Source organism: Natronospira bacteriovora (genome assembly GCF_030848495.1).
In the GTDB taxonomy this organism is placed as follows: domain Bacteria; phylum Pseudomonadota; class Gammaproteobacteria; order Natronospirales; family Natronospiraceae; genus Natronospira; species Natronospira bacteriovora.
This window is the reverse complement of the sequence record NZ_JAVDDT010000006.1, coordinates 172,844-198,160: the sequence shown is the minus strand read 5'-3', so window position 1 is coordinate 198,160 and position 25,317 is coordinate 172,844. Positions and strand designations below refer to the sequence as shown.

Genomic DNA, 25,317 nt, shown 5'->3' with positions numbered 1-25,317 from the left:
TCATCGGCAGGCCCTTATAATGTCCGCCGACGATGCCCCTGTGCGGGCGCAGGCCCGAGGACCTCTCTGTACAGAGGCCCCCTGAATCGAGAGAAGGTGCTCCAATGCCCGACATCATCAGCGTGCTTCCGCTCCTGCTGCTGATCGGTCTGCTGGCCGGCATGATGGCCGGCATGCTGGGCCTGGGCGGTGGCCTGGTGGTGGTGCCGGCCCTGTTCTGGTTGATGCGATGGCAGGGTGTCGCGGACGAGATTGCCATGCCGGTGGCCGTGGCCACCTCCCTGGCCACCATGGTGCTTACCACGCTAAGTGCCGTTCGAAGTCATTGGCGTCAGGGAACCACCCGTCGTGACATGCTGCCCTGGCTGCTGCCGGGTGTGGTGCTGGGTGCGCTCATCGCGCCCTTTCTGGTGACTCGCATCCCCGTGAGTCTGCTCACGGCATTGTTTGCCGGTTTCATGTTCTTCGTTGCCCTGCGCATGGCCTTGCCCTACCGACAGCCCGAGAAGGCCGGGCGGGCCGGCCGTATGGAACTCATGCTGGGGGGCACCCTGGTCGCCACCCTTTCGGCCATGCTGGGTGTCGGGGGTGGCATCCTCACTGTGCCATGGCTGCAATGGCGGGGCCTTGCCATGGCACAGGCCGTCGGGGTGTCGGTGACGGCGGTTCTGGTCATTGGCGTATTCGCCAGTCTGGTGTATGCACTGGCGGGCAACGCCAGCGAGCTGCCAGGCACCATCGGTCTGGTGCACTGGCCCTCCGTGCTGGCCATATCGGCCGTCAGCATGTTCACTGCCCCCCTGGGAAGTCGTCTCGCCCGGCGACTGCCGGACCGCACACTGCGTCGGCTGTTTGCCGTCATGCTCTTGCTGGTGGGTCTGAGCATGTTGCTCTAGAGCCTGACACTGGCACAGGCTACACTGAAACCAGTGTCTGAATCCGATTGCATTGCCGCGCACGAGGGGAGAATCCATGCGCCTGACCAGCCAGTCCGTTCCATTGATCTTCATCGCCTGCCTGCTGCTGGCTGTTCCGAGGGCCGAGGCTGCCAACGACAGTGGGCCGGACCAGCGTGATTTCTGGTCGCTGAACTTCGGTATCGCCTATGCCTGGGACGAGCATGCCTTCCGGGATTTCAATGGCAACGATGTGGCGACCTGGCTGAGTGGTGGCTGGGGAGGTCATTTCGGTTTCATGCCCGATTGGATGGGCATGGAAGCCGAGTTGGCTACCACCGTAACGGATGGTAGCTGGCTGGGCGAGGACTGGTCCATGATCTCGGGAGCGTTCTACCTGAGCACCTATACCGGCAGTGAGCGTCTTTACCTCAAGCTGCGGGGCGGCCTGTCGTCCAACCGGGTGAAAATTGGTAATTACACGGGGAGTGACACCGGCCTGGCCGGTGGTGCAGGCATTGGCTTTCAGTTTCTGGGGCAGCCACTGGAGCTGCATTTCACGGCCGTGGATGGTGACGTCAATACACTCACGCTGCACTGGCGCTTCTGATTCGATCGCCAGTCGGGCAGATGCTCACTGGGGCTCAGTGGAAAGGGGAATGCCATGATCCTTCTGATTGCCGGCCTGTTTCTGATTGTTCTCATTCATTTGCTGCCGGCCATGCCGGCCATTCGAAGTGCATTGGTCGAGCGCCTGGGGGAGAAAACCTATCTGCTGCTGTTCTCCCTTGTCTCCGTTCTGGCGGTAGTGCTGCTGGCCGCCGGCATGGGGCGGGCTGAATACATTCCCTTGTGGGGTGAGCTGCCTTACGGGCGCGACCTGTCGCCGCTGCTGATGGCTGCCGCCGTTCTGCTGGTGACGGCCGCCTATGTGCCAAACAACCTGCGCCGCCTGATTCGCAACCCCATGCTGTGGGGGGTGGTACTCTGGGCGGTGGCGCATCTTCTGGTGGCCGGGCATCTGGCGGCACTGCTCCTGTTTGGCGGCATCGGCGGCTATGCTCTGTATGCCATCTTCTTTCGTGGTGGGCGCCGTCACTGGCAGTCAGCCGAGCCACGCCCCTGGCCTCTGGATCTGCTCACCGTCGTGCTGGCGGCCATCATCTATGGAGCCCTGCTCTGGCTGCATCCCCGACTGTTCGGGCCGGCAATCATCTGACCTTCCTCAGGGGGGCGATTTGCAAGTGGCTGAATCCTCGCGCCACCCATTCAACCGGGCCCTGTCTGAAATGTCGCAGCCAGTAGCTTGACAACAGAATCTGAACCAGCCAGATGGCGAACACCACCAGTAGCTGCTGGCTGCGGGAGACCTCGCCGAACAAGCCAAGACCATGACCGTAGAACACGGTCGTGCAGATCAGGCTCTGCAGAAGGTAATTGCTCAGAGCCGTTCGACCGACGGCCTGCAGGCCGGCCTGGAGGCGACGGGCCAGGCCGGAGCGGTACAGCAACATCAACAGTGACAGATAGGCGAGGGCCATGAAGGGCGCGCCGATGTTGTTGAATTGCCGGCCGACAAACTTCGTCCAGGGAAAGGCCCAGTCCCGAGCGCCGATTTCCTGCAGCCCCCATAGCGTCATCAGCAAGCCGATGGCGCTGCCGATAATGGCAATCAAGAGATAGTGACGGCTGCTGGCCTGTGCCGTAAGCAGGCCCAGGCGATACAGGGCCATGCCCAGCAGCATCAACCCGGTGGCATGCCAGAAGACCGTCGTCACCAGTCCCCAGGTGATGACCGAGAGATAGGTTTCCGCTCGAACCGCCAGCTGCTCGCTGTACGCGCCACTGTAGGCGGCCAGATCGGCGGCCACGGCCGGTGAGGCGGCCCCCCACCACATTTCCAGTCCCCGCACGGTTTCCTCAGGCCAGAACTGCATGCTCCAGTTGACGAACAGTGCCAGCAGAATGGGGATGATCAGGAACAGGGCCGCAACGATGAGCAGGGTTGCGGTCCGGCGGCGACGGAAAAGCCAGGCCACGCTGCCGCAGACGGCATAGATGAACAGGATGTCGCCATACCAGATGAAAAAGCCATGCAGCAGGCCGACAATGGCCAGAAACAGCATGCGACGGTAATGTCGGCCGCTGGCCCAGACGCCTTCATGGCTGGCCCGTTCCGCCATCAAGGCCAGCCCGGCGCCGAACATCATTGCAAAGAGACTGTAGAACTTGGTGTCGAAGAAGACGTGACTGGCAAAGTAGACGATTCCATTGAGTCCGCTCATGTCACCGTAGGCAAAGGGGTTGGCATAGGCTGGCCAGGGCATGGAAAAGGCCTGAATGTTCATGACCAGAATGCCGAGAATGGCAAAGCCCCGGAGCATGTCCAGGCTGTCGTGACGTTGCCTGCTGCTCATGGTGGCGTAACTCCTTCAGTACGATGCGGGGAAACGATGAAACAGAAGTTTTACTGGCGCTGACGAATACCGGGGAGCTCGGCGACCAGGCGATCCAGGGCGTGCCCCCAGCCACGCTGATAATGGTCGTGCATCTTGCGGTCTCTGAGACCGTCATGCAGCAGAACCAGCAGGCAGCCGCGCCCCTCCGGTGCCAGATCCAGTCCGACCCGCGTGCGAAAGTCCGCGATGCCGTAGGCCGGCCAGGTGAAGCAGAGACGGCGTTCAGGCACCACTTCCTCGAAGCGGCCGCGATAATGCACCTGGTGACCATCCTGTTGATGCAGCTGCCAGTGAAAGGCGCCGCCGGGCCTGAGTTCCATGATCGCTTCTTCCAGGCGATCTTCGGGCTGGAAGCCGAACCAGGCCTTGAGCATGGTCGTCCGGATCCAGGCGGCGTAGACCCAGTTCACCGGTTGTTCAATGGTGCGTTCCAGGCAGAGTGAGAGCGATTCGGACATGACGGATCCCTGAGTGACAGGCCGGCGCCTGTCCCAGAGTATAGTCACAGACCGCTGAAGGCATCCGGGTACCGGATATGGCTGCCGGCCGGCGGCAGCTGTCCGCACTCCAGGGCGAGGACACGGAAGGCATCGCCGGCATCAAAGGGGTCTTCCAGGCCCAGCTCGGCCGCCGCCTGGAAACCGAAGCGCCCGTAGAAGGCCGGATCACCCAGGACGGCCACATAAGGGGTGGAGAGCCGCGCGGCTTCCTCCAGCCCCGCCTGCACCAGGCGTGAGGCGATCCCGCGACGCTCATGCTCGGGATCCACCCCCACGGGCCCCAGCCCGAGGGGCGCGGCAGACACGCCATCAATGGCCGGCGTCAACGGTGAGAAGGCGATGTGGCCGATGGGGTGCTCGCTCACCGTGGCCACCAGGCTGATGATCAATAGCCCGGATTCCCGCAGCTGGCGAACCAGATCGCCTTCGTGTTCACGGCCGAAGGCCGCACGATGGATGCGATCCAGGGCGTTGATGTCCCCGGGTTCTTCCGGACGAATGCTCAACATGGTTGTTCGATCCTGTACAGGGTTTGCCTTGGCGGCTTCAAGGGGCGCGGTCAGACCGCCTCGATACCCAGCATTTCGCTTGCCGCCGCCCGTATTGCCTTCTCTTCCATGAGAACCCGATTGGCCGCGTCACCCAGCGGGATGTAACTGTCTTCACCGCAGACCCGTTGCTTGCGAATGCCGTGGCCGGCCTCTTCCTCGATGGCCGTGAATATTTCCTCCGCCAGACCGCCGGTCCGGCGGCTTTCATCCACCACCAGGACCTGCCCGATGGCCTGGGCATGGTGGGCGATGAGCGCCCGGTTCAGCGGCTTCAGCCAGCGCAGATCCAGCACGCGGATGCGCTTGCCGTGATCCTGCTCGATTTCCCGCGCCACCCGCAGGGACATGGGCACACCATTGCCGAAGGTGACGATCAGCAGATCGTCCGCTTCCGGATGATAGACCCGTCCCTCACCCAGGGGAATGGCTCGATCCGGCTCCGGGTAGGGGAACAGCCATTCTCCGTCCCTGGCCTGGTAGAGATCCTTGCTCATGTACAGCGCAATGGGTTCCAGGAAGGCACTGACCCGGCCATCCACCTTGCCCAGTGCCGCCAGGGTGCGCAGCATCATGGCAGCATCATCACCCCGGGAGGGACAGGCGATCACCAGGCCGGGAATGTCACGCAGGGCGGTGAAGCTGTTGTCATTGTGGAAATGTCCGCCGAAGCCCTTCTGGTAGGCCAGCCCCGCAATCCGCATGATCATGGGGTTGCGGTACTGGTCATTGGAGAAGAACTGCAGGGAGGCCGCCTCGCCGCGGATCTGGTCGCAGGCGTTGTGGAAGTAGGCCAGGTACTGGATCTCCGGCATGGGCAGCAGACCCATCATGGCCTGTCCCTGGGCCATGCCGAGAATGGTGGTCTCGTCCAGCAGGGTGTTGAACACCCGGTGGCCCTTGAACTGACGGTAGAGGCCGGAGGTGACCGTGTACACCCCGCCCTTCTGGGCCACGTCTTCCCCGAACAGGGTGATTTCCGGGTACTTGGCCATCAGATCATGCAGGGCGCGGTTGATCTGGATGGACAGATGACGCGGTGGCTGGGACTCCGGCAGGCGCTCGCCGAATACCGCCTGCCGGCGGTCCTGGTAATCGGCCCGGGTGGCCTCGTTGTTGACCGCCTCGGGGCTGTAGGGGGCCAGGGGCTGCATGATGGCCTCGGCCGAGGTCAGCTTGGGCCGCTCGGCGGCCCGGCGCGAGGCGGCCTGCACCCGCTCGCGCACGGATTCGTACAGTTCACGAATCTCCTCGGCCGTCATCAGCCCTTCCTCCAGGGCCGTTTCCGCCGACATCAGCAGGGGGTCCTGGGCCTCGATGGCCTCCACTTCCTCCACCGGACGGTAGTCGGTTTCCACGTCGGTGCCGGCGTGGCCCAGCAGGCGCTTCAGGCGCAGGTGCAGGAAGGCCGGCTTGCGGGTGCGGCGCACATAGGCCTCCGCCTCGCGGCTCACCCGCCAGGTGTCCAGCAGGTCCAGGCCGTCGGCGCTGAAGTACTTGATGCCGGGGCGGGCCTTGAAGCTGGCCTCGATCCAGCCCGCCGGGGTCTGCACCGAGATGCCGATGCCATTGTCCTCGCAGACGAACAGCACCGGGCAGGGCAGGTTCTGGTGGCTTGTCCAGCCGGCAGCGTTGAAGCCGGCCTGGGCCGTGGCGTGATTGGAGGAGGCATCGCCGAAGGAGCAGACCACGATGCTGTCCGCCGGCACCGGGGCCTCGCCCTTGAGACGCCCGGCCTGGGCGATGGCAATGGCGGCGCCCACCGCCTTGGGCAGATGGCTGGCGATGGTGGAGGTCTGCGGCGGCACCCACAGGGGAAGCGAGCCCCAGACCTTGTGCCGACCGCCGGAGATGGGATCGTCGCTGGAGGCGGCCAGGGACAGGGCGGTGTCATAGGCCGGATCGATGTCCGGCAACTTGCGCGCCCGCTCCATCATGAAGCCGCCGGAGCGGTAATGCAGGAAGGCCGGGTCGGTGTGGCGGGTCACCCGGCCCACCACCGTGTTGCCCTCGTGACCGGAGCTGCCGATGGTGTAGAAGCCTTCATTGCGCGCGCGCATGGCGCGGGCCTCCAGATCCAGATGCCGGGACAGCATCTGCGATTCGAACAGCTCAATGAAATCGGCAACGGACAGATCACTCTGGGCGTTCACCGGGGCGGAGCGATCTTCACGTGTCTCGATCGTTTCATCCCAGTCGGCGAGAAACTCGAGAAAGTTCTGATCAACGATCTCCGCCCGGTTGATGGCGCGGGTGCCTTTTTTGGCGAGGCCGGTCTTGCTCATGGTGTACTCGAAGCAGTGTTAATGAATGGCTTGCAATAGCGGTCTAAAGACAGCGTAGGAGCGGATTCATCCGCGATTACAATCGTCCGCTTGGCACGCCGTCATCCGATGCCGCTACCGTAGTCCGCGACCGGGTAACGGCGTGCCAGGTGATGAATTGAAATCGCGGATGAATCCGCTCCTACGGGGTGTATCTGTCTACCCCCTGCCTCAGAACGCCATTTCCCCCGTCAGCTCGCGACCGATGATCAGCTGATGCACGGTTTCGGTGCCTTCATAGGTGATCACCGATTCCAGGTTGAGCATGTGGCGGATGGGGCTGTGCTCCACCGTGATGCCGGCGCCACCGAGCAGGTCGCGGGCATCGCGGGCGATGTCCATGGCCATGCGGATGTTGTTCCACTTGGCCAGGGAAACCTGGCTGGGGTTGAGCTTGCCGGCGTCCTTGATGCGCCCCAGGCGCAGGGACATCAGCTGGGCCAGGGTGATCTGCCGGGCCATTTCCGCCAGGCGGAGCTGGGTGGCCTGGGTCTGGCTCAGGGGACGACCGAACAGCTTGCGGTCGGCGGTATAGCCCAGCAGCTCCTGCAGGCAGGCCTGGGCCGCACCGATGCCGCCCCAGGTGATGCCGTAGCGGGCCTGGGTCAGGCAGGACAGGGGCGCCTTGAGGCCCTTGGCCTTGGGCAGGCGGTTGGCCTCCGGCACCACCACATTGTCGAAGTACAGCGAGGAGGTCACCGAGGCGCGCAGGGACATCTTGTGCTTGATCTCGGGGGCATCAAAGCCCTTCATGCCCTTCTCCACCAGGAAGCCCTGCACGCCGTCCTCGGTCATGGCCCAGACGATGGCCACATCGGCGATGGAGCCGTTGGTGATCCACATCTTGGCGCCGTTGATGACCCAGTCATCGCCTTTCTTCTTGGCCACGGTCTTCATGTTGGAGGGGTCGGAGCCGCCATGGGGCTCGGTCAGACCGAAGCAGCCGATCTTCTCGCCGCGGGCCATGGGCGGCAGCCATTTTTCCTTCTGCTCTTCGGAGCCATAGGCGTGGATGGGAAACATGCACAGGCTGGACTGCACGGAAACGAAGCTGCGAAGGCCTGAGTCGCCACGCTCCAGTTCCTGGCAGATCAGGCCGTAGGAGACCGAGTTCAGTCCGGCGCAGTCATAGCCTTCCAGGGAACTGCCCAGCAGGCCCAGCTCGGCGATCTCGGGAATCAGTTCCTTCGGGAAGTAGCCCTGTTCGAACCATTCGCCGATATTGGGCAGAACCTTCTCGTCCACGAAGCGGCCGACGGTGTCCTGCACCATCTGTTCCTCGTCGCTGAGTTCGGAGCGGATGTCATAGAGATCGAGCGGGTTGAGTGCTTGCACGATGATGAACCTCGGGTATTGCCTGAGCGGGCGTGGATGTTGACGATGGCCGGTCGCCGGCAGCGAGAGCAGCCGGTGTTCCCCTTTCGTGACCGGAAAAGGCGGCATTATATCGAAATTTGCAGGGTCTTTCCTTTGACAGGCGTCCGGTCGGCTGCCTAAATGGCTGTTTGGGATGGGCAATTTCGGCGCCCACCGCATGGGGCGGTGGGCCGGGTTCGGCGGTCAGCGATACGGTGAAGGAGGCAGCACCGGGAATGGAGAAAATCCCCGTTCGCGCGGAGGACATCAGAATCGGCGAACCTCTGCCCTGGGCCGTGTACGACGAGCGCGGTGTGATGCTGTTGCGACAGGGGCATGTGGTTCGCTCGTCCCTGCAGTTGCGCCGCATGATTGACCGCGGGGCCTGGCACGAGCCGGAGCCGGAACCGGAGAAAGGAGACCGCAAGAAGAAGGTGGGTATGCGGCGCGAGCGCGAGCCCTTCACCCGCCTGAGCATCCTCATCCCACGTATTCGCCGCATGCAGCAGTCTGTCTTCGATATTCAGTCGGGTGCGCAGAAGGAGGTGTTCGCCGTCGCCGAGCGCCTCACCGAACTGGTTCGGGCAGACCGGGAGGCAATGATCGCGGCCATCAACCTGATTCGCGATTTCGACTACAGCGCCCGTCATGCCGCCTTCACCGGTCTGCTGTCGGCGACCATGGCCGAAGAACTGAACTACGATCGCCGCCGCCGGGAAGGTCTGGTGGTGGCGGCCCTGCTGCAGAACATCGGCTATCTCGAGGATCAGGACCGCTTCGCCTCCTCGGTGGGTGTGATTGATGAGGAAACCCGGGTCAAGCTCAGGGCCCATCCCAATGCCTCGGCGGAAAAAGCCTTGTCCTGCGGCATCGAAGACCCCTTCATTCTGCGCGCCATTCGCGAGCACCACGAGCGCTGGGACGGCAGGGGTTATCCGGCCGAGCTCAAGGGCAAGCGGATCACCGAGGCGGCCCGCATCCTCACTCTGGCGGATCATTACGTCGCCATGACCTCGCCCCGCTCCTACCGCAAGGGGCTTCACCCCGTGGTCGGCCTGCGTCAGATATTCCTGCTCGCCGGACGGATCGGGGATCCCGAGATGACCCATGCCTTCGTTGCCGCGGTCGGCGTCAATCCGGCCGGTGCCTGTGTCTATCTCGACAGCGGCGAGCAGGGCATGGTGGTGCGCCGCCGCAGTATCGCCAGCCAGCCACTGATTGCCATCGTCAAGTCGCTCGGGACGTGGGTCGGCAGTCCACGGAGCGTTTCCTGCAGGCGGTGGAATGCAGTGAACGGGACTCCCATGTAACCGGCCCTGCTGCCTCCATGGTGGCCAAGTTCCAGGATCTGGAATATCTGTGGGTTGAAAACCCGCCTTCCCTGCCGGTGACCTGAGCCCGACTGGCGGTTCCGTCCCGCAGGGCGGATCGCGTTATACTCACGGGCTTGATGTCACAGGCCTTTCGGGCTGACATGTGGCCGTCCGACCCTCTCCACCGCGGTAATAATCTGAAGCGATGAAAATACCCGAGATTCTGCTCGTCGAATCCCATCACAAGCCCGGCAGCCTGGCCAAGGTGCTGCAGGTCATCGGTGACTGCGGCCTGGTGGTGGAGCATCTCAATGCGGTTCGGAGGGACCAGGATCGAACGGTCTGGGAAATCACCCTGGAGATGGACGAAGACGTCCATTACGGCCTCTATGAAAAGATCGAGGCCCTGCCCAATGCCCGCCTGCTGGGCAAGTCGGATCGCGTCTTCAATCGGCACCGCGGCGGCAAGATCCGCATGCAGTCACGCCTGCCCCTGGCCACGCTGCAGGAGCTGCGGGATATCTATACCCCGGGTGTGGCCCGGGTCTGCCTGGCCATTCGTGACAATCCCTGGCTGGCCCGCGAATACACCTATCTGAACCAGTCGGTGGCCATTATCACCAATGGCACGGCCATTCTGGGCCTGGGTGATATCGGCCCGGTGGCCGGCATGCCGGTGATGGAGGGCAAGGCGGCTCTTTTCGACAAGTTCGTCGGCCTGTCCGGCGTGCCCATCCTGCTGGAGGAAAAGGACCCCGGGAAGCTGGTGGACATCATCACCGCCCTGGCGCCATCCTTCGGCGCCATCCAGCTGGAGGACATTGCCGCCCCGGCCTGTTTCGAGATCGAGCAGGCCCTGCGCCAGCGCCTGACCAAGCCGGTGTTGCACGATGATCAGCACGGCACGGCCGTGGTTACCCTCGCCGCTCTGATGAGTGCGGCCAAGCGGGTGGGCCGCGAGCTCACCGAGAGCGTTGTGGGGCAGATCGGCCTTGGTTCGGCCGGCATCGGTATCGCACGCCTGCTTCAGGCCTACGGCGTGCAGCAGGTGGTGGGAACGGATCTCAATGAAGAAGCATTGCAGCGGCTGGAGTCCATGGGTGGCCGCCGCGCCGAACTGCCGGATCTGATGCAGCAATGTGACGTGGTGATTGCCTGCACCGGTGTACGTGGCCTGGTTCGTCCGGAGTGGGTGCGGGAAGGCCAGATCGTGTTTGCCCTGTCCAATCCGGATGCCGAGATCGAGCCCAATGTGGCCCTGGCTCGGGGTGCGGCCTACGCCGCCGATGGCAAGGGCATCAACAATGCCCTGGGCTTCCCCGGCCTGTTCAAGGGTGCCCTGCAGGCCAACGCCACGGGTTTCACCGACGATATGCTGTTCGCCGCGGCCCGCTGCCTGTCCGATTTGGCGCCGGAAGACGAGCTGGTGCCGGACAGTCTGGATCCGCAGGTTCATGCCGCAGTGGCGGATGCCGTGGCAGCCGCCGTGTGCGAACCCCCCGCCGGGCAGGACTGAAGCGGGCAGTGAGGCGGGCGGGTGCTCGCCTTCGGTTCAGGAAGCCCATTTTCGCAGCAGGCCGTGCACGGCACGATCCAGCAGCCAGTAGAGACCAAGCGGAAGGTCATTGAGGTAAGCCGCCGGTCGCCTGGCCGGCCCTTCCTGGCGATGCCCCCGCCACAGCAGCAGCCAGCCGGCCAGCAGCAGACCGGCACCACTCCATTCCAGTGCCAGCCCTTCCTGCCCCAGCCACGTTACCAGCAGCATGGCGGCAAGGCTGAGGGGCGCCATCAGGGCGGCCAGTAGCGGCGCAATCAGAAAGCCGTAGGCCACCAGCGTCATCAGGCCGAGCATGGCCGGGCTCAGCTGTTGCAGTTCCGGCGGCAGTTGCGTCGTGACGGGCAGGGAGGCGAGCAGCATCAACAGACCCAGCGCTGCCAGGGGGAGCCCGATGGCGTGCATGCGCCGGTTGCCGGGCTGACGGCGGCTCTGCCCATAGCGTTCCAGCCAGCGGCGCCCATCGTAATGCTTCAGCATGCCTGACGTCCTGTTGCCGTTCACGCCAGGGCCCGCTGCCCCGGAGTGAGAGTGGTAGGATACACGCCGCATTGCCACCCGGGTGAAAGCACATGCGTCTGCTCCGATTCATTGCCGGTCTGCGATTTCTCAGCGAGCCCCGCAAGCTGGAACTGTATCCGCCTTTCTTCATGATGCGCATCAAGGTGCTGGAGATGGAGGATGACTGGCGTCGCATGCGCATCCGTCTCCCCCTCAACACCTTTTCCCGCAACCCCGGGGGCATCATGTTCGGTGGCTGGCAGGCCTCCCTGGCCGACCCCATTGCTGCCCTGGCCTGTGCCCGCGTTTTTCGCGGCTACTCCGTCTGGACCCGGGCCATGACCATCGAATTTCATCACCCCGGCAGCACCCATCTGGAACTTCGCTTCGAAATGACGACCGAACAGGAAGCCGCCATTGCCCGCGAGCTTTCCGCCAGGGGCAGGGCCACGCCCCGATTTCGATACGGTTTCTACCGCGAGGACGGGGTCTGCTGTACCGAAATCACCAACACGGTCGCCATTCGCCCCAGGGGCTATCGGCGCAGGGATACCCGTGCCGTGGACCTGAGCGACCTCTGATTCAGACCTGACCTGGAGAGATCATGCAACGTGCCTTCCTGACCGTCTGCATTCTGCTTTTCATCCTGCCCGCCTGCGCAGCCACCCCTGATGAACAGCGACCACTGGAAGCGGAAAGCCTCTGGCACTGGACCTGGGCGGGCGACGCCCGGCTGGATCCGGAGGGTGAGCGCCTGGTCTACGTGCGAACGGAAGTGGACCGGGCGGCCGACCGCTATCGCAGCAACCTCTGGATAAAGGATCTGAGCACCGGCCGCCACCGGGCCCTGACCACCCACGAAGCCGGCGCCCGCAGCCCGCGCTGGTCACCGGATGGGCAGTCGATTGCCTTTCTGTCCTCGCGCCGGGACGGCAACCAGATCTGGTTGCTCGACCTGTCAGGTGGTGAAGCGCGCCAGCTGACGGCCCTGGAAGGGGGTGCCGGAACACCGGTCTGGTCCCCGCAGGGTGATCGCATTGCTTTCCTGTCCCGGGCCCTGACGGCCGAAGAGCGCGAGGCCCGGCGCGAAGAGGAGCGCCAGCGTCGGGCGGCCGAGCGGGAAGCCCGCGGCCTGGACAGCGACGCCGCCATGGAGCGGGCACCGGCCCCGGTGGTGATCGAAAGCCTTCGCTATCAGGCGGATGGCCGCTCGGACTATCTTCCCGATGAGCGCCGTCACATCTGGCTGGTGGATGTGGACCCGGAGGCGGAGTGGCCGGCCAGCCCGCGCCGGATCACCCAGGGCGACTGGGACTTCGGCACCCCCGCCTGGTCGGCGGATGGGGATGCCCTGTTCTTTTCCGGCCTGCTGGAAGAGGATGCCGACTGGCGATTTGGCGAAAGTCACATCTACCGCCTGACCATCGATGCCGGGGCGGGAGACGTCGAGCAGCTGACCGAAGGCCGTCGCAACCGGGGCACACCCATGGTCTCCCCCGACGGGCGCTGGCTGGCCTTTACCGGCAACGAGCACCGGGAGCCGGGACTCAGCTACAGCCTGAGCGAGCTCTATGTCATGCCGCTAGAAGGCGGCGAGGAACGCAAACTGAGCGGTGATTACGACCGCAGCGTTGCCGATGGCACCAGTGGCGACATGGCCAGCCCGGCCGGAACCGGCCGACGCATCCAGTGGGCACCGGACAGCGAAAGCCTGTGGTTCACCACGGCGAAGGACGGCCAGACCCAGCTCGCCCGGGCTGAGCGGGAGGGGGGCGTGCATCTGCTCACCGACTACCCGGCCGGTGACCTGCAGGCCTTCAGTCTGGCGGGAGAACGGATTGCCCTGCTCTGGGGCAATCCCGAGCAGCCCTTTGACCTCTACCTGGCGGGCAGCGATTCGCTGCCGGAACGTGAGCGCTGGGACCGCCTGACGGCGCTCAACGATGCCCTGTTGCAGGGTCGCCGCTTCGCGCCTTACGAAGAGGTCTGGTATGAGTCCTTTGACGGCAAGGATATCCAGGGCTGGGTCATTCGCCCCGATGATTTCGACCCCCGCCGAAGCTATCCGGCGATTCTCTACATCCACGGTGGGCCCCACGCCATGTACGGCACCACCTTCTTTCACGAATTCCAGACCCTGGCCGATGCCGGTTATGTGGTTCTGATCACCAATCCCCGGGGTTCTTCCGGCTACGGACAGGACTTTGGCAACATCATTCAGTACCGCTACCCCGGTCACGACTACAAGGACCTCATGGCGGGCGTGGACTGGTTGCTGGAGCAGGGCTACGTGGATGCCGATCGCCTGGGTGTGACCGGCGGCAGTGGCGGCGGCTTGCTGACCGCCTGGACGGTCACACAGACCGACCGATTCGCGGCGGCCGCCGCCCAGCGGTCGGTCATGAACTGGCACAGTTTCGTCGGCACCGCCGACATGAACCTGTTCTTTGTCGAACGCTGGTTCCCGGCCCCGCCCTGGGAAGACCCCATGCATTACATACAGCGCTCCCCCCTGGCCCATGTGGATCGGGTCGATACGCCCATGCTGCTTATTCACAGCGAGGAAGACTGGCGCACGCCGCTGGAGCAGACCCAGCAGTTCTATGCCCAGCTGCGCATGCAGGGCAAGACTGCACGGCTGGTCATCTTCCCGGAGGCCAGTCATGGCCTGAGCCGCGGTGGCCGGCCCAGCCAGCGCATCGAACGTCTGAATCACATCCGCGAATGGTTCGATGACCACCTGATGAATCAGTGACTCCCTGATGTCACATCGCCACGGCTGGTCTATTCTTGCGGGAGAGGGAGGCAGCCGGGCACAGACCCGGGCGGTATGACAATGAAAACGGCGAGGTCATGGAATGAAGAAGCTGACCCTGAATCAGGTTAGACAGCTGGTGGATCTCCAGGGCACGGGCGACAGGGATGGTCTGTCCGCGGCGTTGAGGGATCTGTCCAGGGATGCCCTGGCAGAGCTCAAGGCACTGCTGTGGCTGGCACGGGATGATGAGTCACCCCGTCACTGGGAGGCCCTGGTGATCGAGGCCCGTTTCAAGGTGGACGAAAAGACCGCCGGTCTGTTCGCCGAAGATCCGGAACTGGGCAACAGCCTGACCCGCGGTTTGGAGATCCTGGAGGCATCGGGGCGTCTCTGATGGCCTCCGCGCCCCTCAGTCGGGACAGCATCCTGGATGCGGCCCTGGCAGTGGCGGCGGATCGCCACTGGGAGGCGGTTCGCCTGTTCGACGTGGCCGAGCAGCTCGGCGTCACCCTCGCGGATCTGCAGCCCCTGTTGGCCGAGAAGGAACAGCTGGTGGACTGGCTCTGGCAGCGTGCCGATGAAACCCTGCTGGCCGATTGCCGGGGCAAGTCGTTTCAGACCCTGGATTTCCCCAAGCAGTTCGAAGCCTGCGTCCTGGCCTGGCTCGGTGCCTTGCAGCCGGCCCGGCGGACATTCCGCCAGATGCTGGAGGTGCGCATGGAGCCGGGCCACCTGCATATCCAGATCCCGACTCTGTTCCAGGTCAGTCGCAGTGTTCAGTGGATGCGTGAACTGTGTGGCCGCGACGCCACCTTCCTGCGCCGGGCGAGCGAGGAGACGGCCCTGACCGCCGTCTTCGTCTCCACCCTGCTGGTCTGGCTCGGCGATGACAGCCACGGCAGTCAGCGCAGCCGGGACTGGTGTCGCGATCGGCTCGCCCAGGCCATTGCCCTGGGGCGCTGGTGGCCCCGGCGGCCCCCATCCACCGGACAATGAAACGAGACTGAGGCATGGACCCGTTCACTCACGCGCTCAGTGGCGCTGCCATCGCCCGGGCAACGGCCCCGGCTCAGCCGGCCGAGGGTCGGTTCAGTGTCCGTGAAAGACTGCTGCTTGGTGGCGGCGCCGCCCTGTTTCCGGACATCGACTGGGTCATCCGCCTGTTCGCCGATGACCTGACCTACCTGAATTTTCACCGCGGGGTCACCCATTCCATTCTCATGCTGCCCCTCTGGGCCCTGCTGCTCGGCTGGCTGGCCGCCCGTTTCTGGCGTGGGCGGCGTGACTGGCGTGAGGCGGCCTTCATCATCGGGCTGGGTATCGGCATTCACATTGCCGGGGATTTCATCACCAACTACGGCACCCACCTCTTTGCCCCGCTGGTCTGGTATCCCCTGGCCTTCCCATCCACCTTCATCATCGACCCCTGGATCACCCTGACCCTGTTGGTCGGCGTCTTGCTTGCCTGGCGCTGGGACAGCCGTCTGGCGGCTCGCCTCGGCCTGGGGCTGGCGGTGAGTCTGGTGCTGTTCCAGGGCGTGATGAAACTGCACGCCCTCAAGCTGGCCGAGTCGCAGGCGGCGCTGCGGCCGCAGTCCCCGGTCTCGGCCCATGCCATGCCCCAGCCAGTCAGCCCCTTGCACTGGCGCCTGATTCTTGAAACGGAGACCGGCCACCTGGAGGCGCACCTCGGATTTCTCCGAGGCCGCAGCCAGGGACCGGAGGCAGACGCCGGGGTGCTCCGCCGACACTGGCAAAGCTTCCGGCCGCCATCGGCATTGGAATGGCAATGGTACCCGCGTTTCGGCAAGGATCTGGAATTCACCCTCCAGGCCTGGAAGCAGCCGGAATTCGAGGGTTTTCGAGAGTTTGCGGGCCTGCCCTATTTCTGGGGCGAGCGGGTGATCGATGGCGACCGCTGTGCCGTCTTCACCGACCTGCGATTCCGGATTGAGGGTCTTGATCGCACACCCTTCCGATTCGCCATGTGCCAGCGACCGGATGGAGCGTGGTATCGAAAACGAATCGGCCCCTGGTAAGGGGCCGACGGTTTTCGGGGCTGTGGGCTTTCGTCCTAGTTGAACTCGGGCCAGTCCGCCGGTCGGCCCGCCCTTGTTGCCGCCAGCAGGCGGCGGCGCTGTTGCAGCAGAGTGACGTAGACGTGGCGCCGGGCCCGATTGTAGGGATCGTCGTCAACCGGCAGCTCGGCCAGCTGATCCTGGAAGTATTGTATGTCCGACAGGACCTGAAGCTCCGACACCTCGGAGTAGTCCTGCGGGTTGCGGTGGGACTCGGCCCGGTAGACTCGTGCATCCATCCTGCTTGCCCTCCTGGCAGAGCCAGATTCCATTTCATGTCCGTTGTGGATCCATTCTAGTTCCGACTTTCAGGCCCGCCTAGCCATTGAAAGGTGGTCTCGGCCCTGTCCTGCACGACTATCAGAATTTTCCTACACGCCTTTCCTGCTCAAACAAGACCCGACGAGGGTGGAATTCTCTGGTCTTTTTGTTGTGAAAAAACATCAGAAAAGCGTAAGGCCGATTTCCCCCTTTTTATTCAGCATCTTATCGATCTCTTGGCTTGTCGATAGTGTTGCGGAACGTCACCGAGCGATGTCCCAAACTGTGAACCAGATCACAACGAAACAGCCCCTCAGTGCCTAGGGTGAATACGTCGCCCGGAACGGAAGGCCTGCCTTCACCGGGAAATCGTGGCCAAAGCAGGTCGCGTCGGCTCCAGGGAAGTCGCACACCCCAGGGCAGGAGCCCAGGAGGTGGGAGTCGATGAGGGAGAAAGATCCGGGTATCCGCGGATACCTGACCATTCACCCATGAACCGTTTTGCGGCTGCGGTCTTACGGAAAATTTCCGGAGGGTTTTGATGAAGAAGTTCTTGTTGGGAAGTTCCATTGCGCTTGCGCTGGCGGCCAGTCCGGTCGCGGCCTCGGGCATTGATGGCGGGCAGCCGAATTTCGGTGGCGCCCACGGCATCGGCATTGATCATGCCGCTGGAAAGATTCACGGTCTTGATCATCCTGATCGCGTGCCGGGCAGCTACATCGTCGTTCTCAAGGACGATGCCATGGCCGGCCACAGTGTTGCCCACACCGCCCGCTCCATGGCCGATAGCGTCGGCATGCGTGTCGCTCGTGAATTCAGCACCGCCGTGCGCGGTTTCGTGGTGCAGACCGGCGATCGCATGATGGCATCCAATGCCGACCTGCAGGCCCTGGCATCGGACCCCCGGGTCGACTACATCGAAGCCGACCGTCAGATCTGGCTGCAGAATACCCAGACCAACGCCACCTGGGGCCTGGATCGTGTCGACCAGCGCGATCTGCCCCTGGACGGTGAATACAACTACAACGCCACCGGTGCCGGCGTGGATGTGTTCATCATCGATACCGGCATCAACTATACCCACCAGGATTTCGGTGGCCGCGTGGCTGGTGGTGTGAACACCGTCGACAGTGACGGTTACGGTGACTGCAACGGTCATGGCACCCACGTGGCCAGTTCCGCGGCCGGTACCACCTATGGTGTCGCCAAGGAAGCCACCCTGTACGCCGTGCGTGTCTTCGGCTGTTCCGGTGGTACCACCACCCAGGCCATCCTGGATGGCATCGACTGGTCAATCCAGCAGATGAATGGCCCGGCGGTGGCCAACCTGAGTCTCGGTGGCGGTGCCTCCCAGGCCCTCGATGACGCGGTCAACAATGGCGCCAATGCCGGGATGACCATGGTCGTGGCCGCGGGTAACGACGGTGCCGATGCCTGTAACTATTCCCCGGCGCGCGCCGACCAGGCGTTCACCGTCGGTTCAACGGCCGACAACGACAGTCGCTCGAGCTTCTCCAACTGGGGTAGCTGCGTCGACATTTTTGCTCCGGGCTCCAGCATCACGGCCGCCTGGCACACCAGCAACACCGCCACCAACACCATCAGCGGTACTTCCATGGCCGCTCCCCATGTGGCCGGTGGCGCCGCGCTCTATCTGCAGGAAAACCCGGGCGCCAGCCCGGCGCAGGTGGAATCCGCCATGCTCAACGGTGCCACCAGTGGCCGCCTGAGCAACATCGGCAGCGGTTCGCCCAATGAGCTGCTGTACACGCTCATCACCGAAGGTGGTGGTGATGATGGTGGCGACGACGGTGGTGACGATGGCGACAATGGTGACGGCAGTGAGGAAGGCCAGCTCACCAATGGCGAGCCGGTGACCGATCTTTCTGCCAGCACTGGCGAAGAGCTGCATTTCTTCATTGAAGTGCCCTCCAATGCCACTGAGCTGACGGTGGAAATCACCGGCGGCACGGGTGATGCCGACCTCTATGTGAAATTCGGTTCTGAACCCACTACCAGTGACTATGACTGCCGTCCCTATCGCTGGGGCAATGAGGAAACCTGCGAGTTCGACAACCCGCAGGCCGGTACCTGGTACGTGATGGTGCGTGCCTACGAAACCTTCTCCGGCGTGACCCTGACGGCCACTCATGACGGTTCCAGTGACGATGGTGGTGGTGATGACGGTGGTTCTGATCCCACTTCCTGCCCCAGTGGCTATGAAGAGTACACCGGTGCCCTGAGTGGTGGTCGCGGTACCAGCACCTACGAGCCGGATGGCACTTACTATTACAGCGCCGCCGGTACCCATAACGGCATCCTGGTGTCCCCGGATGACGCCATCTTCGATCTCTATCTGCAGCGCTGGAATGGCAGCAGCTGGACCGATGTGGCTTCTTCCCTGCCCAATAGTGGAACCGAAGTGGCTGAAATCAGCTACGACGGCAGCAGTGGCTACTATGTGTGGCGCCTGGAGATCTGGACTGGCTCCGGTGATTACACCTTCTGCATGGATACGCCGTAAGATCGGCTCCGGGTAAAGCCGAAAGAAAGAAAGGCCGCACCCTTCGGGGTGCGGCTTTTTTTTTGCGTGACTGCTTTGCCACGTTTATCTCCTCGGGGAAAGGCGAGTCGCTCCGTAGCACTGACCCGGCGTCATCGGGCCTCGAACGTTTCTGTCGGCGTTCGCGGTACGCCCGGCCTAAAAACTAATGCGAGCTTCCCTGAATTCGGCGCATTTCTTTCGAAAAATGTGACGCAGTTCACGCCGAATGGTCATGAAATCGACTTTATTTATGATTCCCGGACCACGGGGGTTTCGGGGTATAGAGAATCCTGAGGGGGATTTATGAATCATCGTCATTTGATCAGGGGCAGCCTCTCTGCCCTGTTCTTGTCGGCAGCCATGGTTGGCGCGGCCCAGGCTGGTGCGTCCGGTCTTCAGGCCAATGCCATCGGCATCGACAGCTCTGTTGTCATCAAGGGAATGGATAATCCCGATCGCATTCCCGGCCGCTACATTGTGGTTCTCAATGACAATGTGGTTGGCGGTCACGCCATTGCGGCCACTGCGCGCGAGGTGGCCCGCCAAAGCGGTTTCCGTGTGGGTACGACCTATGGCACCGCGGTGCGCGGGTTTACCCTGAGTGCGGATGACAGCTTGATGGGCCAGGGGCAGGGTGCCGAAGAGCGCGCTCTGGCCATGCTGGCCAACGACCCGCGGATCGCGTACATCGAGGCAGACCGGCACGTCCAGCTGATGAACAGCCAGTCACCGGCCACCTGGGGTCTCGATCGAATCGATCAGCGTGATCTTCCGCTGAACGATACCTACACTTATGACAACACCGGCAGTGGCGTGAACGCCTACATCCTGGATACCGGGATTCGGGCCAGCCACAACGAATTCGGTGGGCGTGTCCAGTCAGGGTTTACCGCCATCAATGACGGCCGTGGTACAGGGGATTGTAACGGTCATGGTACGCATGTTGCGGGTACCGTGGGTGGCCAGGTGTATGGCGTCGCCAAGAACGCTACCCTCTGGGCCGTCCGTGTTCTCGATTGCAACGGTAGCGGTACCCTGTCAGGCGTAATCGACGGTGTCGACTGGGTGGCTGCCAATGCCCAGGCACCGGCTGTTGCCAACATGAGCCTGGGTGGTGGGGCCTCCAGCTCCCTGGATGATGCCGTCAATGGCGCGGCCAATGCCGGCGTCACCATGGTGGTTGCAGCGGGTAACGAGAACCAGAATGCCTGCAATGTCTCGCCAGCACGGGCGTCTCAGGCATTCACCGTGGGTTCCACGACCAGCAACGATAGTCGCTCGAACTTCTCCAACTTCGGCAGCTGCGTGGATATCTTCGCACCCGGCTCCAGCATCACGGCCGCCTGGCATACCAGCAACAGTGCCACCAACACCATCAGTGGTACTTCCATGGCTGCCCCGCATGTGGCGGGTGTCGCGGCGCTTTATCTGGCAGAGAACCCGGGTGCCAGCCGCAGTCAGGTGGAGAATGCCATCCTGAACGGCGCCACACAGGGCCGTCTGAGCAGTATCGGATCTGGCTCGCCCAACCTGTTGCTGTACAGTCTCATCACCAGTGGTGATGGCGGTGGCGACGACGGTGGTGGTGATGACGGCGGCGATGATGGTGGCGACACCGGTGGTGAGCTCCAGAACGGCGTGGCCGTCAACAACCTCTCGGCCAGCACTGGCCAGGAATTGCACTTCACCATGTCGGTTCCGTCCAATGCCAGCAACCTGAGCTTCCAGATCAGCGGTGGCACCGGTGATGCAGACCTTTATGTGCGCTTTGGTGCACCGCCGACCACCAGTGACTGGGATTGTCGCCCCTACCGTTGGGGCAATGAGGAAACCTGCGAATTCAGCAACCCGCAGGCCGGCACCTGGTACGTGATGGTTCGTGCCTATGAGTCCTTCTCCGGTGTCAGTCTGGTGGGCAACCACGATGGCTCCGGCGACGACGGTGGCAGTGAGCCGGCCGCTTGCCCGGCCGGTTACGAAGAGTTCAACGGTGCCCTGAGCGGCGGTCGTGGCACCAGTACCTATGAGCCCAATGGTACGTACTATTACGCCACGGCCGGTGTCCACAACGGCATTCTGATTTCGCCGAATGATGCCATCTTCGACCTCTATCTCATGCGCTGGAATGGCCGTAGCTGGAGTGACGTGGCCTCGTCCCTGCCCAACAGCGGGACCGAAGCCGCCGAAATCAGCTACAGTGGCAACAGTGGCTACTATGTGTGGCGCCTGGAGATCTGGACTGGCTCCGGTGACTACACCTTCTGCATGGATACACCGTAATACCAGGCAGTTGGTTCACTGTCTGTTCCAGGCCGCACCCTTCGGGGTGCGGCTTTTTTGTTTGCCATCTTGCCGCAGCGCGAATCCGGAAGCTGTTCAGGGCATGCTAAAGTGTGCGTTGTCCGGAAACCTCTGATCAATCAATAGTGAGTCAGAATGCACGCCTTATCCATCCGAAATCTATCCAAGCAATACTCCAATGGCACCGTTGCGCTGCAAGGTATTGATCTGGACGTTGCGGAAGGGGATTTCTTTGCGCTGCTCGGCCCGAATGGTGCCGGGAAAACGACGGCCATCGGAATACTGACTTCTCTCGTGAACAAAACAGCGGGAAGCATTTCGGTTTTCGGTCATGACATGGATCGTGAGCTGGAGGCCGCCAAGGCATGCATCGGCGTCGTGCCCCAGGAAACCAACTTCAATCAGTTCGAGAAGGTGTTCGACATCGTTGTCAACCAGGCGGGCTACTATGGCATTCCGCGACGCCAGGCCGTGCCTCGAGCGGAGACCTATTTGCGTCAGCTTGATCTGTGGGAGAAGCGTGATCAGCCTTCGCGAAATCTGTCCGGTGGCATGAAAAGGCGTCTGATGATTGCAAGGGCCCTGGTGCATGAGCCCAGGTTGTTGATTCTGGATGAACCCACCGCCGGTGTGGATATCGAGATCCGCCGATCCATGTGGCGATTCCTGGAAGACATCAATGCCCGTGGTACCACCATCATTCTCACCACCCATTACCTGGAAGAGGCCGAGAACCTCTGCCGCAATATTGCCATCATCGATCACGGCAAGATCATTGAGAAAGCCAGCACCCGGCGTCTGCTGCACAAGTTGAGCACGGAAACCTTTCTGCTCAACCTGGATCGTCCCTTGCCCGAAGTGCCCGAGGTGGAAGGGTACGATCTACGGGCTGTTGATCCTGAGTGTCTCGAAGTGGAAATCCACCGCGACAAGGCCGTCAACGGTCTGTTTGAACAGTTGAGCGCGGCCGGTATTCAGGTCACCAGCATGCGCAACAAGGTCAATCGACTGGAGGAGCTGTTCGTGCGCATGGTCAATGAGGATCGTGATGGACGTCGGGAGGTAGCCGAATGAGCCGTACACGCGCCAACCTGGTCGGCCTTTACACCATCGTGCACAAGGAACTGAGCAGGGTCATCCGTATCTGGGTGCAGACACTGGTGCCGCCGGCCATCACCATGAGTCTCTATTTCGTGATCTTCGGCCAGTTGATCGGGCGGCGCGTGGGCGAGATGGGCGGAATCGATTTCATGGCCTACATTGCCCCGGGGCTGATCATCATGGCGATCATCCAGAACAGCTATGGCAATGTGGTGTCGTCATTCTTCGGAGCGAAATTTGCCCGCCACATCGAAGAAATGCTGGTCTCGCCCCTGCCCAATTCACTCATCCTCGCGGGCTATGTCATCGGCGGCATGGGACGGGGGCTGCTGGTGGGGGTTCTGGTGGCGGTCATCGCCTCGCTGTTCACGCCGCTCAGTATTCAGCACCCCTTCATCTTGCTGGCCGTGGTGCTCATGACCTCCGCGGCGTTTTCCCTTGCCGGGCTGATCAATGCCGTTTTCGCAAAGAAATTCGACGATATTTCCATCATCCCGACCTTCATTCTCACCCCACTCACCTATCTTGGTGGCGTCTTTTATACGGTGGATCTGCTTCCCGGTATCTGGCGGGAGCTGTCTCTGTTCAATCCGATCCTGTATATGGTGAACCTGTTCCGATACAGTATTCACGGCATTTCCGACGTGAGACTGGATGTGGCCTTTGTGCTGATCGCCGTGCTGTTGGTGGTGCTATACATCACGGCACTGTTCCTGCTGAAGCGGGGCGTGGGATTGCGTGCATGAGGAAGGCTGCAGCCGCAGGAATCCGGGAGCGCACGATGGTCGACTTTCATGGACAGGAAGGAGAAGGTGCTCATGAGCGGGGCTGAATCGCAGTTGCTGCTCATTCGCCAGGTTCCCGGCAAGGGTCTGGGTGCCCTGGAACCCCTGTTTCGCAACCTGGGCTACCGAATTGACCGCATGGACGCACCGGTAGACGATCTGGCCGGCGTGCCGGCACTGGCGGCCGATCTCGTGGTGATCATGGGCGGGCCGATGTGCGCGCTGGATGATCAGCGTTTCCCCTGGCTTCGTGAACAGCGCCGTCTGATTGAAGCCCGTCTCGAGGCGAATCGGCCCACCCTGGGTATCTGCCTCGGGGCCCAGTTGATTGCCCTGGCCCTGGGTGGACAGGTTCACCGGGACGGGGCCCGGGAACTGGGCTGGTCACCGATTCAATTGACTCCGCAAGGCCAGGCGTCCTGTCTGCGTTATCTGGAGTCCGTCCCCGTGCTGCACTGGCATCGGGATGCCATCGAATTGCCTTCCGGTGTGGACGGGGTGTCCGCGCCAGCGACCCCTGAGCGGCTGGCGTATACTGAAGCCTGTCCGGTTCAGGCCTTGTCCCTGGGTAATGCCCTGGGCCTGCAGTTCCACCCGGAGGTAGGGCCGCGACAGATGCCCCTGTGGCTGGCAAGCCACATCCATGAGCTGGATGCGCATCCCACCCAGTCCCTTGAGTCCATGCGCCTGGAAACCCGACGCTGCGCGAACTGGATGAACCAGCGTGCGGAATTCATGCTCCGGGAGTGGCTCGCCAGCGTGGCGGAGTGGCCCGTTTCCGGAGACAGGACGGACCCAGTCGTCCACCGTGGGGCGTCACCCCAATCCACCACGCCGCCACTCAAAGCAGAGCACGAACAATCGCCATCACCGCAGCAAGCGCGGAAACCGTGAGCAGTGCCGGTCGCAGCCAGCCCTGATCCAGAAACCGATTGACGCGGCCCGACAGCAGAAAACCGGCAGTGATCGCCGGGAACAGACTCAGGCCAAGCCACACTTCCACCCAACCGAACCGGCCGGCCCAGGCCAGGGCCAGCAGGGAAAAGACACCACCGGGCAGAAAGCAGGCGGAAAGCGTCCCGCGCAGGCGCTGGCCGTGCACCGTCTGGAAGGCCAGTGCGAGGGGTGGTCCGCCGATCGAGGTGCTGGTGGCCATGAAGCCGGCAGCGGTTCCGGCCGACAGCAACAGCCTGGGCCCCGGTAGAGGCAGTCGGATGCCGATGCTCAGGGCAACGCCCATCAGCACCAGGCTGCCGAAAAGCAGGCCGAGCGCCTCTTCCGAAATCACCCCGAGCAGGAGACCGGCGAGGCCGCTGCCCGCGGCCATTCCGGGCAGTACCCAGCCCACGTCGCGCGGCGCCACGGCGCGCCAGTCCCTGGCCAGGATCAGGGCGGGCAGGCTCATGCCGATGATGATTACCGGTGCCGGAACCAGTTGCGGGTGAATCAGAAACAGTAGCGGCGCCCCCAGCAGGGCGACCCCGAATCCGATACTGCCTTGAATGAGGGCGCCGACGAACACAATGAAGGAAGCCAACAGCCACTCGCTGCCGGAGAGGGGGAAGGCCACAGCATGTCTCCAATCCAGAAAGAAAGCGATGGTCGCTCGTGCGGGTGGATTCACGCAAGAGCGGTTTGCGCGAATGTTTTTATGTAAAACCAAAACAGTCAGGCAAATCAGGGAGTTGCTTGATGCCCGCCGCTGGCGCATCATAGGCCACCAGTTTCGTCGGGGGGCGGATGCATTCGGCTGACGGGAGTCACCATGTCAGAAAGGCATAACGATGATTGCCATCACATGGATCGTGATGCCTGCAGAATGTTCAGTCGTGGCCTTTTCCTAATGCTTACCGGTGTATGCCTCTCGGTGCTGGCACTGCTGTTCCTGCCGCACCTCAGTCAGGCCGGGAAGGTTTCGCTGGTGCTTGGTGGTGTCGGGCTGTCCCTGCTGCTGGTCGTCTGGCCCGTTCGCCAGGCGCATCACGTGAGCGAATCCGTGGCCGAAACCGAAATCCTCGGTGATTGATCACACGCAG

Annotated in this window: 23 protein-coding genes and 1 pseudogene; 16 read left to right on the top strand and 8 right to left on the bottom strand. The window is 62.8% G+C overall.

What is annotated here, in order from left to right; all coding sequences use genetic code 11:
- Positions 1–104 precede the first annotated feature (104 nt).
- The 3 genes from RBH19_RS10320 (at position 105) to RBH19_RS10310 (ending at position 2,115) form a co-directional block, all read left to right on the top strand.
- The gene (locus RBH19_RS10320) at positions 105–896 is read left to right on the top strand and encodes a sulfite exporter TauE/SafE family protein (protein WP_306728768.1); all 792 of its coding nucleotides are present in this window, start codon (positions 105–107) and stop codon (positions 894–896) included.
- A gap of 76 nt (positions 897–972) precedes the next feature.
- Positions 973–1,506, top strand: a complete 534-nt coding sequence (locus RBH19_RS10315) for a putative outer membrane beta-barrel protein (protein WP_306728767.1) — start codon at positions 973–975, stop codon at positions 1,504–1,506.
- 54 nt (positions 1,507–1,560) lie between these two features.
- Positions 1,561–2,115 (top strand): NnrU family protein, encoded by a 555-nt coding sequence (locus RBH19_RS10310; RefSeq protein ID WP_306728766.1) that lies wholly within the window; start codon positions 1,561–1,563, stop codon positions 2,113–2,115.
- On the opposite strand, the gene RBH19_RS10305 is transcribed toward RBH19_RS10310, so the two are convergent.
- From RBH19_RS10305 to RBH19_RS10285, 5 genes are all read right to left on the bottom strand, one after another.
- Positions 2,108–3,313: a DUF418 domain-containing protein gene (locus RBH19_RS10305; protein ID WP_306728765.1), complete on the bottom strand. Its 1,206-nt coding sequence runs from the start codon at positions 3,311–3,313 to the stop codon at positions 2,108–2,110. The genes RBH19_RS10310 and RBH19_RS10305 overlap by 8 nt on opposite strands.
- A gap of 50 nt (positions 3,314–3,363) precedes the next feature.
- The gene (locus RBH19_RS10300; protein WP_306728764.1) at positions 3,364–3,813 is read right to left on the bottom strand and encodes an SRPBCC family protein; all 450 of its coding nucleotides are present in this window, start codon (positions 3,811–3,813) and stop codon (positions 3,364–3,366) included.
- Positions 3,814–3,857: 44 nt separating this feature from the next.
- On the bottom strand, positions 3,858–4,364 hold the full coding sequence (locus RBH19_RS10295; protein WP_306728763.1) for a GNAT family N-acetyltransferase: 507 nt from the start codon (positions 4,362–4,364) through the stop codon (positions 3,858–3,860).
- 50 nt (positions 4,365–4,414) lie between these two features.
- Complete coding sequence (locus RBH19_RS10290; RefSeq protein WP_306728762.1) at positions 4,415–6,688, bottom strand: thiamine pyrophosphate-dependent enzyme; 2,274 nt, start codon at positions 6,686–6,688, stop codon at positions 4,415–4,417.
- Positions 6,689–6,898: 210 nt separating this feature from the next.
- A complete protein-coding gene (locus tag RBH19_RS10285) occupies positions 6,899–8,065 on the bottom strand; it encodes an acyl-CoA dehydrogenase family protein (protein WP_445353979.1) in 1,167 nt (388 codons plus the stop codon).
- 254 nt (positions 8,066–8,319) lie between these two features.
- On the opposite strand from RBH19_RS10285, the gene RBH19_RS10280 reads away from it, so the two are divergent.
- Positions 8,320–9,393, top strand: coding sequence for an HD-GYP domain-containing protein (locus tag RBH19_RS10280; protein WP_306728760.1), 1,074 nt, complete (start codon positions 8,320–8,322; stop codon positions 9,391–9,393).
- A 208-nt stretch (positions 9,394–9,601) separates the two neighbouring features.
- Positions 9,602–10,912: a malic enzyme-like NAD(P)-binding protein gene (locus tag RBH19_RS10275; RefSeq protein ID WP_306728759.1), complete on the top strand. Its 1,311-nt coding sequence runs from the start codon at positions 9,602–9,604 to the stop codon at positions 10,910–10,912.
- Positions 10,913–10,948: 36 nt separating this feature from the next.
- Here the strand turns inward: RBH19_RS10275 and RBH19_RS10270 are convergent, their stop codons facing one another.
- On the bottom strand, positions 10,949–11,431 hold the full coding sequence (locus RBH19_RS10270; RefSeq protein WP_306728758.1) for an Mpo1-like protein: 483 nt from the start codon (positions 11,429–11,431) through the stop codon (positions 10,949–10,951).
- A 92-nt stretch (positions 11,432–11,523) separates the two neighbouring features.
- On the opposite strand from RBH19_RS10270, the gene RBH19_RS10265 reads away from it, so the two are divergent.
- From RBH19_RS10265 to RBH19_RS10245, 5 genes are all read left to right on the top strand, one after another.
- Entirely contained in the window at positions 11,524–12,033 is a 510-nt protein-coding gene (locus RBH19_RS10265) for a PaaI family thioesterase (protein ID WP_306728757.1), read from the top strand.
- Positions 12,034–12,056: 23 nt separating this feature from the next.
- A complete protein-coding gene (locus RBH19_RS10260) occupies positions 12,057–14,207 on the top strand; it encodes a S9 family peptidase (RefSeq protein WP_306728756.1) in 2,151 nt (716 codons plus the stop codon).
- 103 nt (positions 14,208–14,310) lie between these two features.
- Positions 14,311–14,604: a DUF3775 domain-containing protein gene (locus RBH19_RS10255; RefSeq protein ID WP_306728755.1), complete on the top strand. Its 294-nt coding sequence runs from the start codon at positions 14,311–14,313 to the stop codon at positions 14,602–14,604.
- On the top strand, positions 14,604–15,206 hold the full coding sequence (locus RBH19_RS10250; RefSeq protein WP_306728754.1) for a TetR/AcrR family transcriptional regulator: 603 nt from the start codon (positions 14,604–14,606) through the stop codon (positions 15,204–15,206). Before RBH19_RS10255 ends, RBH19_RS10250 begins: the two co-directional genes overlap by 1 nt.
- A gap of 14 nt (positions 15,207–15,220) precedes the next feature.
- Entirely contained in the window at positions 15,221–16,249 is a 1,029-nt protein-coding gene (locus RBH19_RS10245) for a metal-dependent hydrolase (protein ID WP_306728753.1), read from the top strand.
- 35 nt (positions 16,250–16,284) lie between these two features.
- Here the strand turns inward: RBH19_RS10245 and RBH19_RS10240 are convergent, their stop codons facing one another.
- On the bottom strand, positions 16,285–16,527 hold the full coding sequence (locus RBH19_RS10240) for a hypothetical protein (RefSeq protein WP_306728752.1): 243 nt from the start codon (positions 16,525–16,527) through the stop codon (positions 16,285–16,287).
- 563 nt (positions 16,528–17,090) lie between these two features.
- Between RBH19_RS10240 and RBH19_RS10235 the strand changes: the two genes are divergently transcribed.
- From RBH19_RS10235 to RBH19_RS10215, 5 genes and pseudogenes are all read left to right on the top strand, one after another.
- A complete protein-coding gene (locus RBH19_RS10235; RefSeq protein ID WP_306728751.1) occupies positions 17,091–19,073 on the top strand; it encodes a S8 family serine peptidase in 1,983 nt (660 codons plus the stop codon).
- Positions 19,074–19,454: 381 nt separating this feature from the next.
- Positions 19,455–21,017, top strand: a pseudogene (locus RBH19_RS10230) (S8 family peptidase); the annotation flags it as partial.
- A gap of 513 nt (positions 21,018–21,530) precedes the next feature.
- Complete coding sequence (locus RBH19_RS10225; protein WP_306728749.1) at positions 21,531–22,469, top strand: ABC transporter ATP-binding protein; 939 nt, start codon at positions 21,531–21,533, stop codon at positions 22,467–22,469.
- Positions 22,466–23,242 (top strand): ABC transporter permease, encoded by a 777-nt coding sequence (locus RBH19_RS10220; RefSeq protein WP_306728748.1) that lies wholly within the window; start codon positions 22,466–22,468, stop codon positions 23,240–23,242. Before RBH19_RS10225 ends, RBH19_RS10220 begins: the two co-directional genes overlap by 4 nt.
- A 72-nt stretch (positions 23,243–23,314) precedes the next feature.
- Positions 23,315–24,175 (top strand): glutamine amidotransferase-related protein, encoded by an 861-nt coding sequence (locus RBH19_RS10215; protein WP_306728747.1) that lies wholly within the window; start codon positions 23,315–23,317, stop codon positions 24,173–24,175.
- On the opposite strand, the gene RBH19_RS10210 is transcribed toward RBH19_RS10215, so the two are convergent.
- Positions 24,123–24,851: a sulfite exporter TauE/SafE family protein gene (locus tag RBH19_RS10210; RefSeq protein WP_306728746.1), complete on the bottom strand. Its 729-nt coding sequence runs from the start codon at positions 24,849–24,851 to the stop codon at positions 24,123–24,125. The two genes, RBH19_RS10215 and RBH19_RS10210, sit on opposite strands and share 53 nt — an antisense overlap.
- A gap of 195 nt (positions 24,852–25,046) precedes the next feature.
- Here RBH19_RS10210 and RBH19_RS10205 point away from each other — a divergent pair, with 195 nt between their 5' ends.
- A complete protein-coding gene (locus RBH19_RS10205) occupies positions 25,047–25,307 on the top strand; it encodes a hypothetical protein (RefSeq protein WP_306728745.1) in 261 nt (86 codons plus the stop codon).
- The last annotated feature ends 10 nt before the right edge of the window (positions 25,308–25,317 follow it).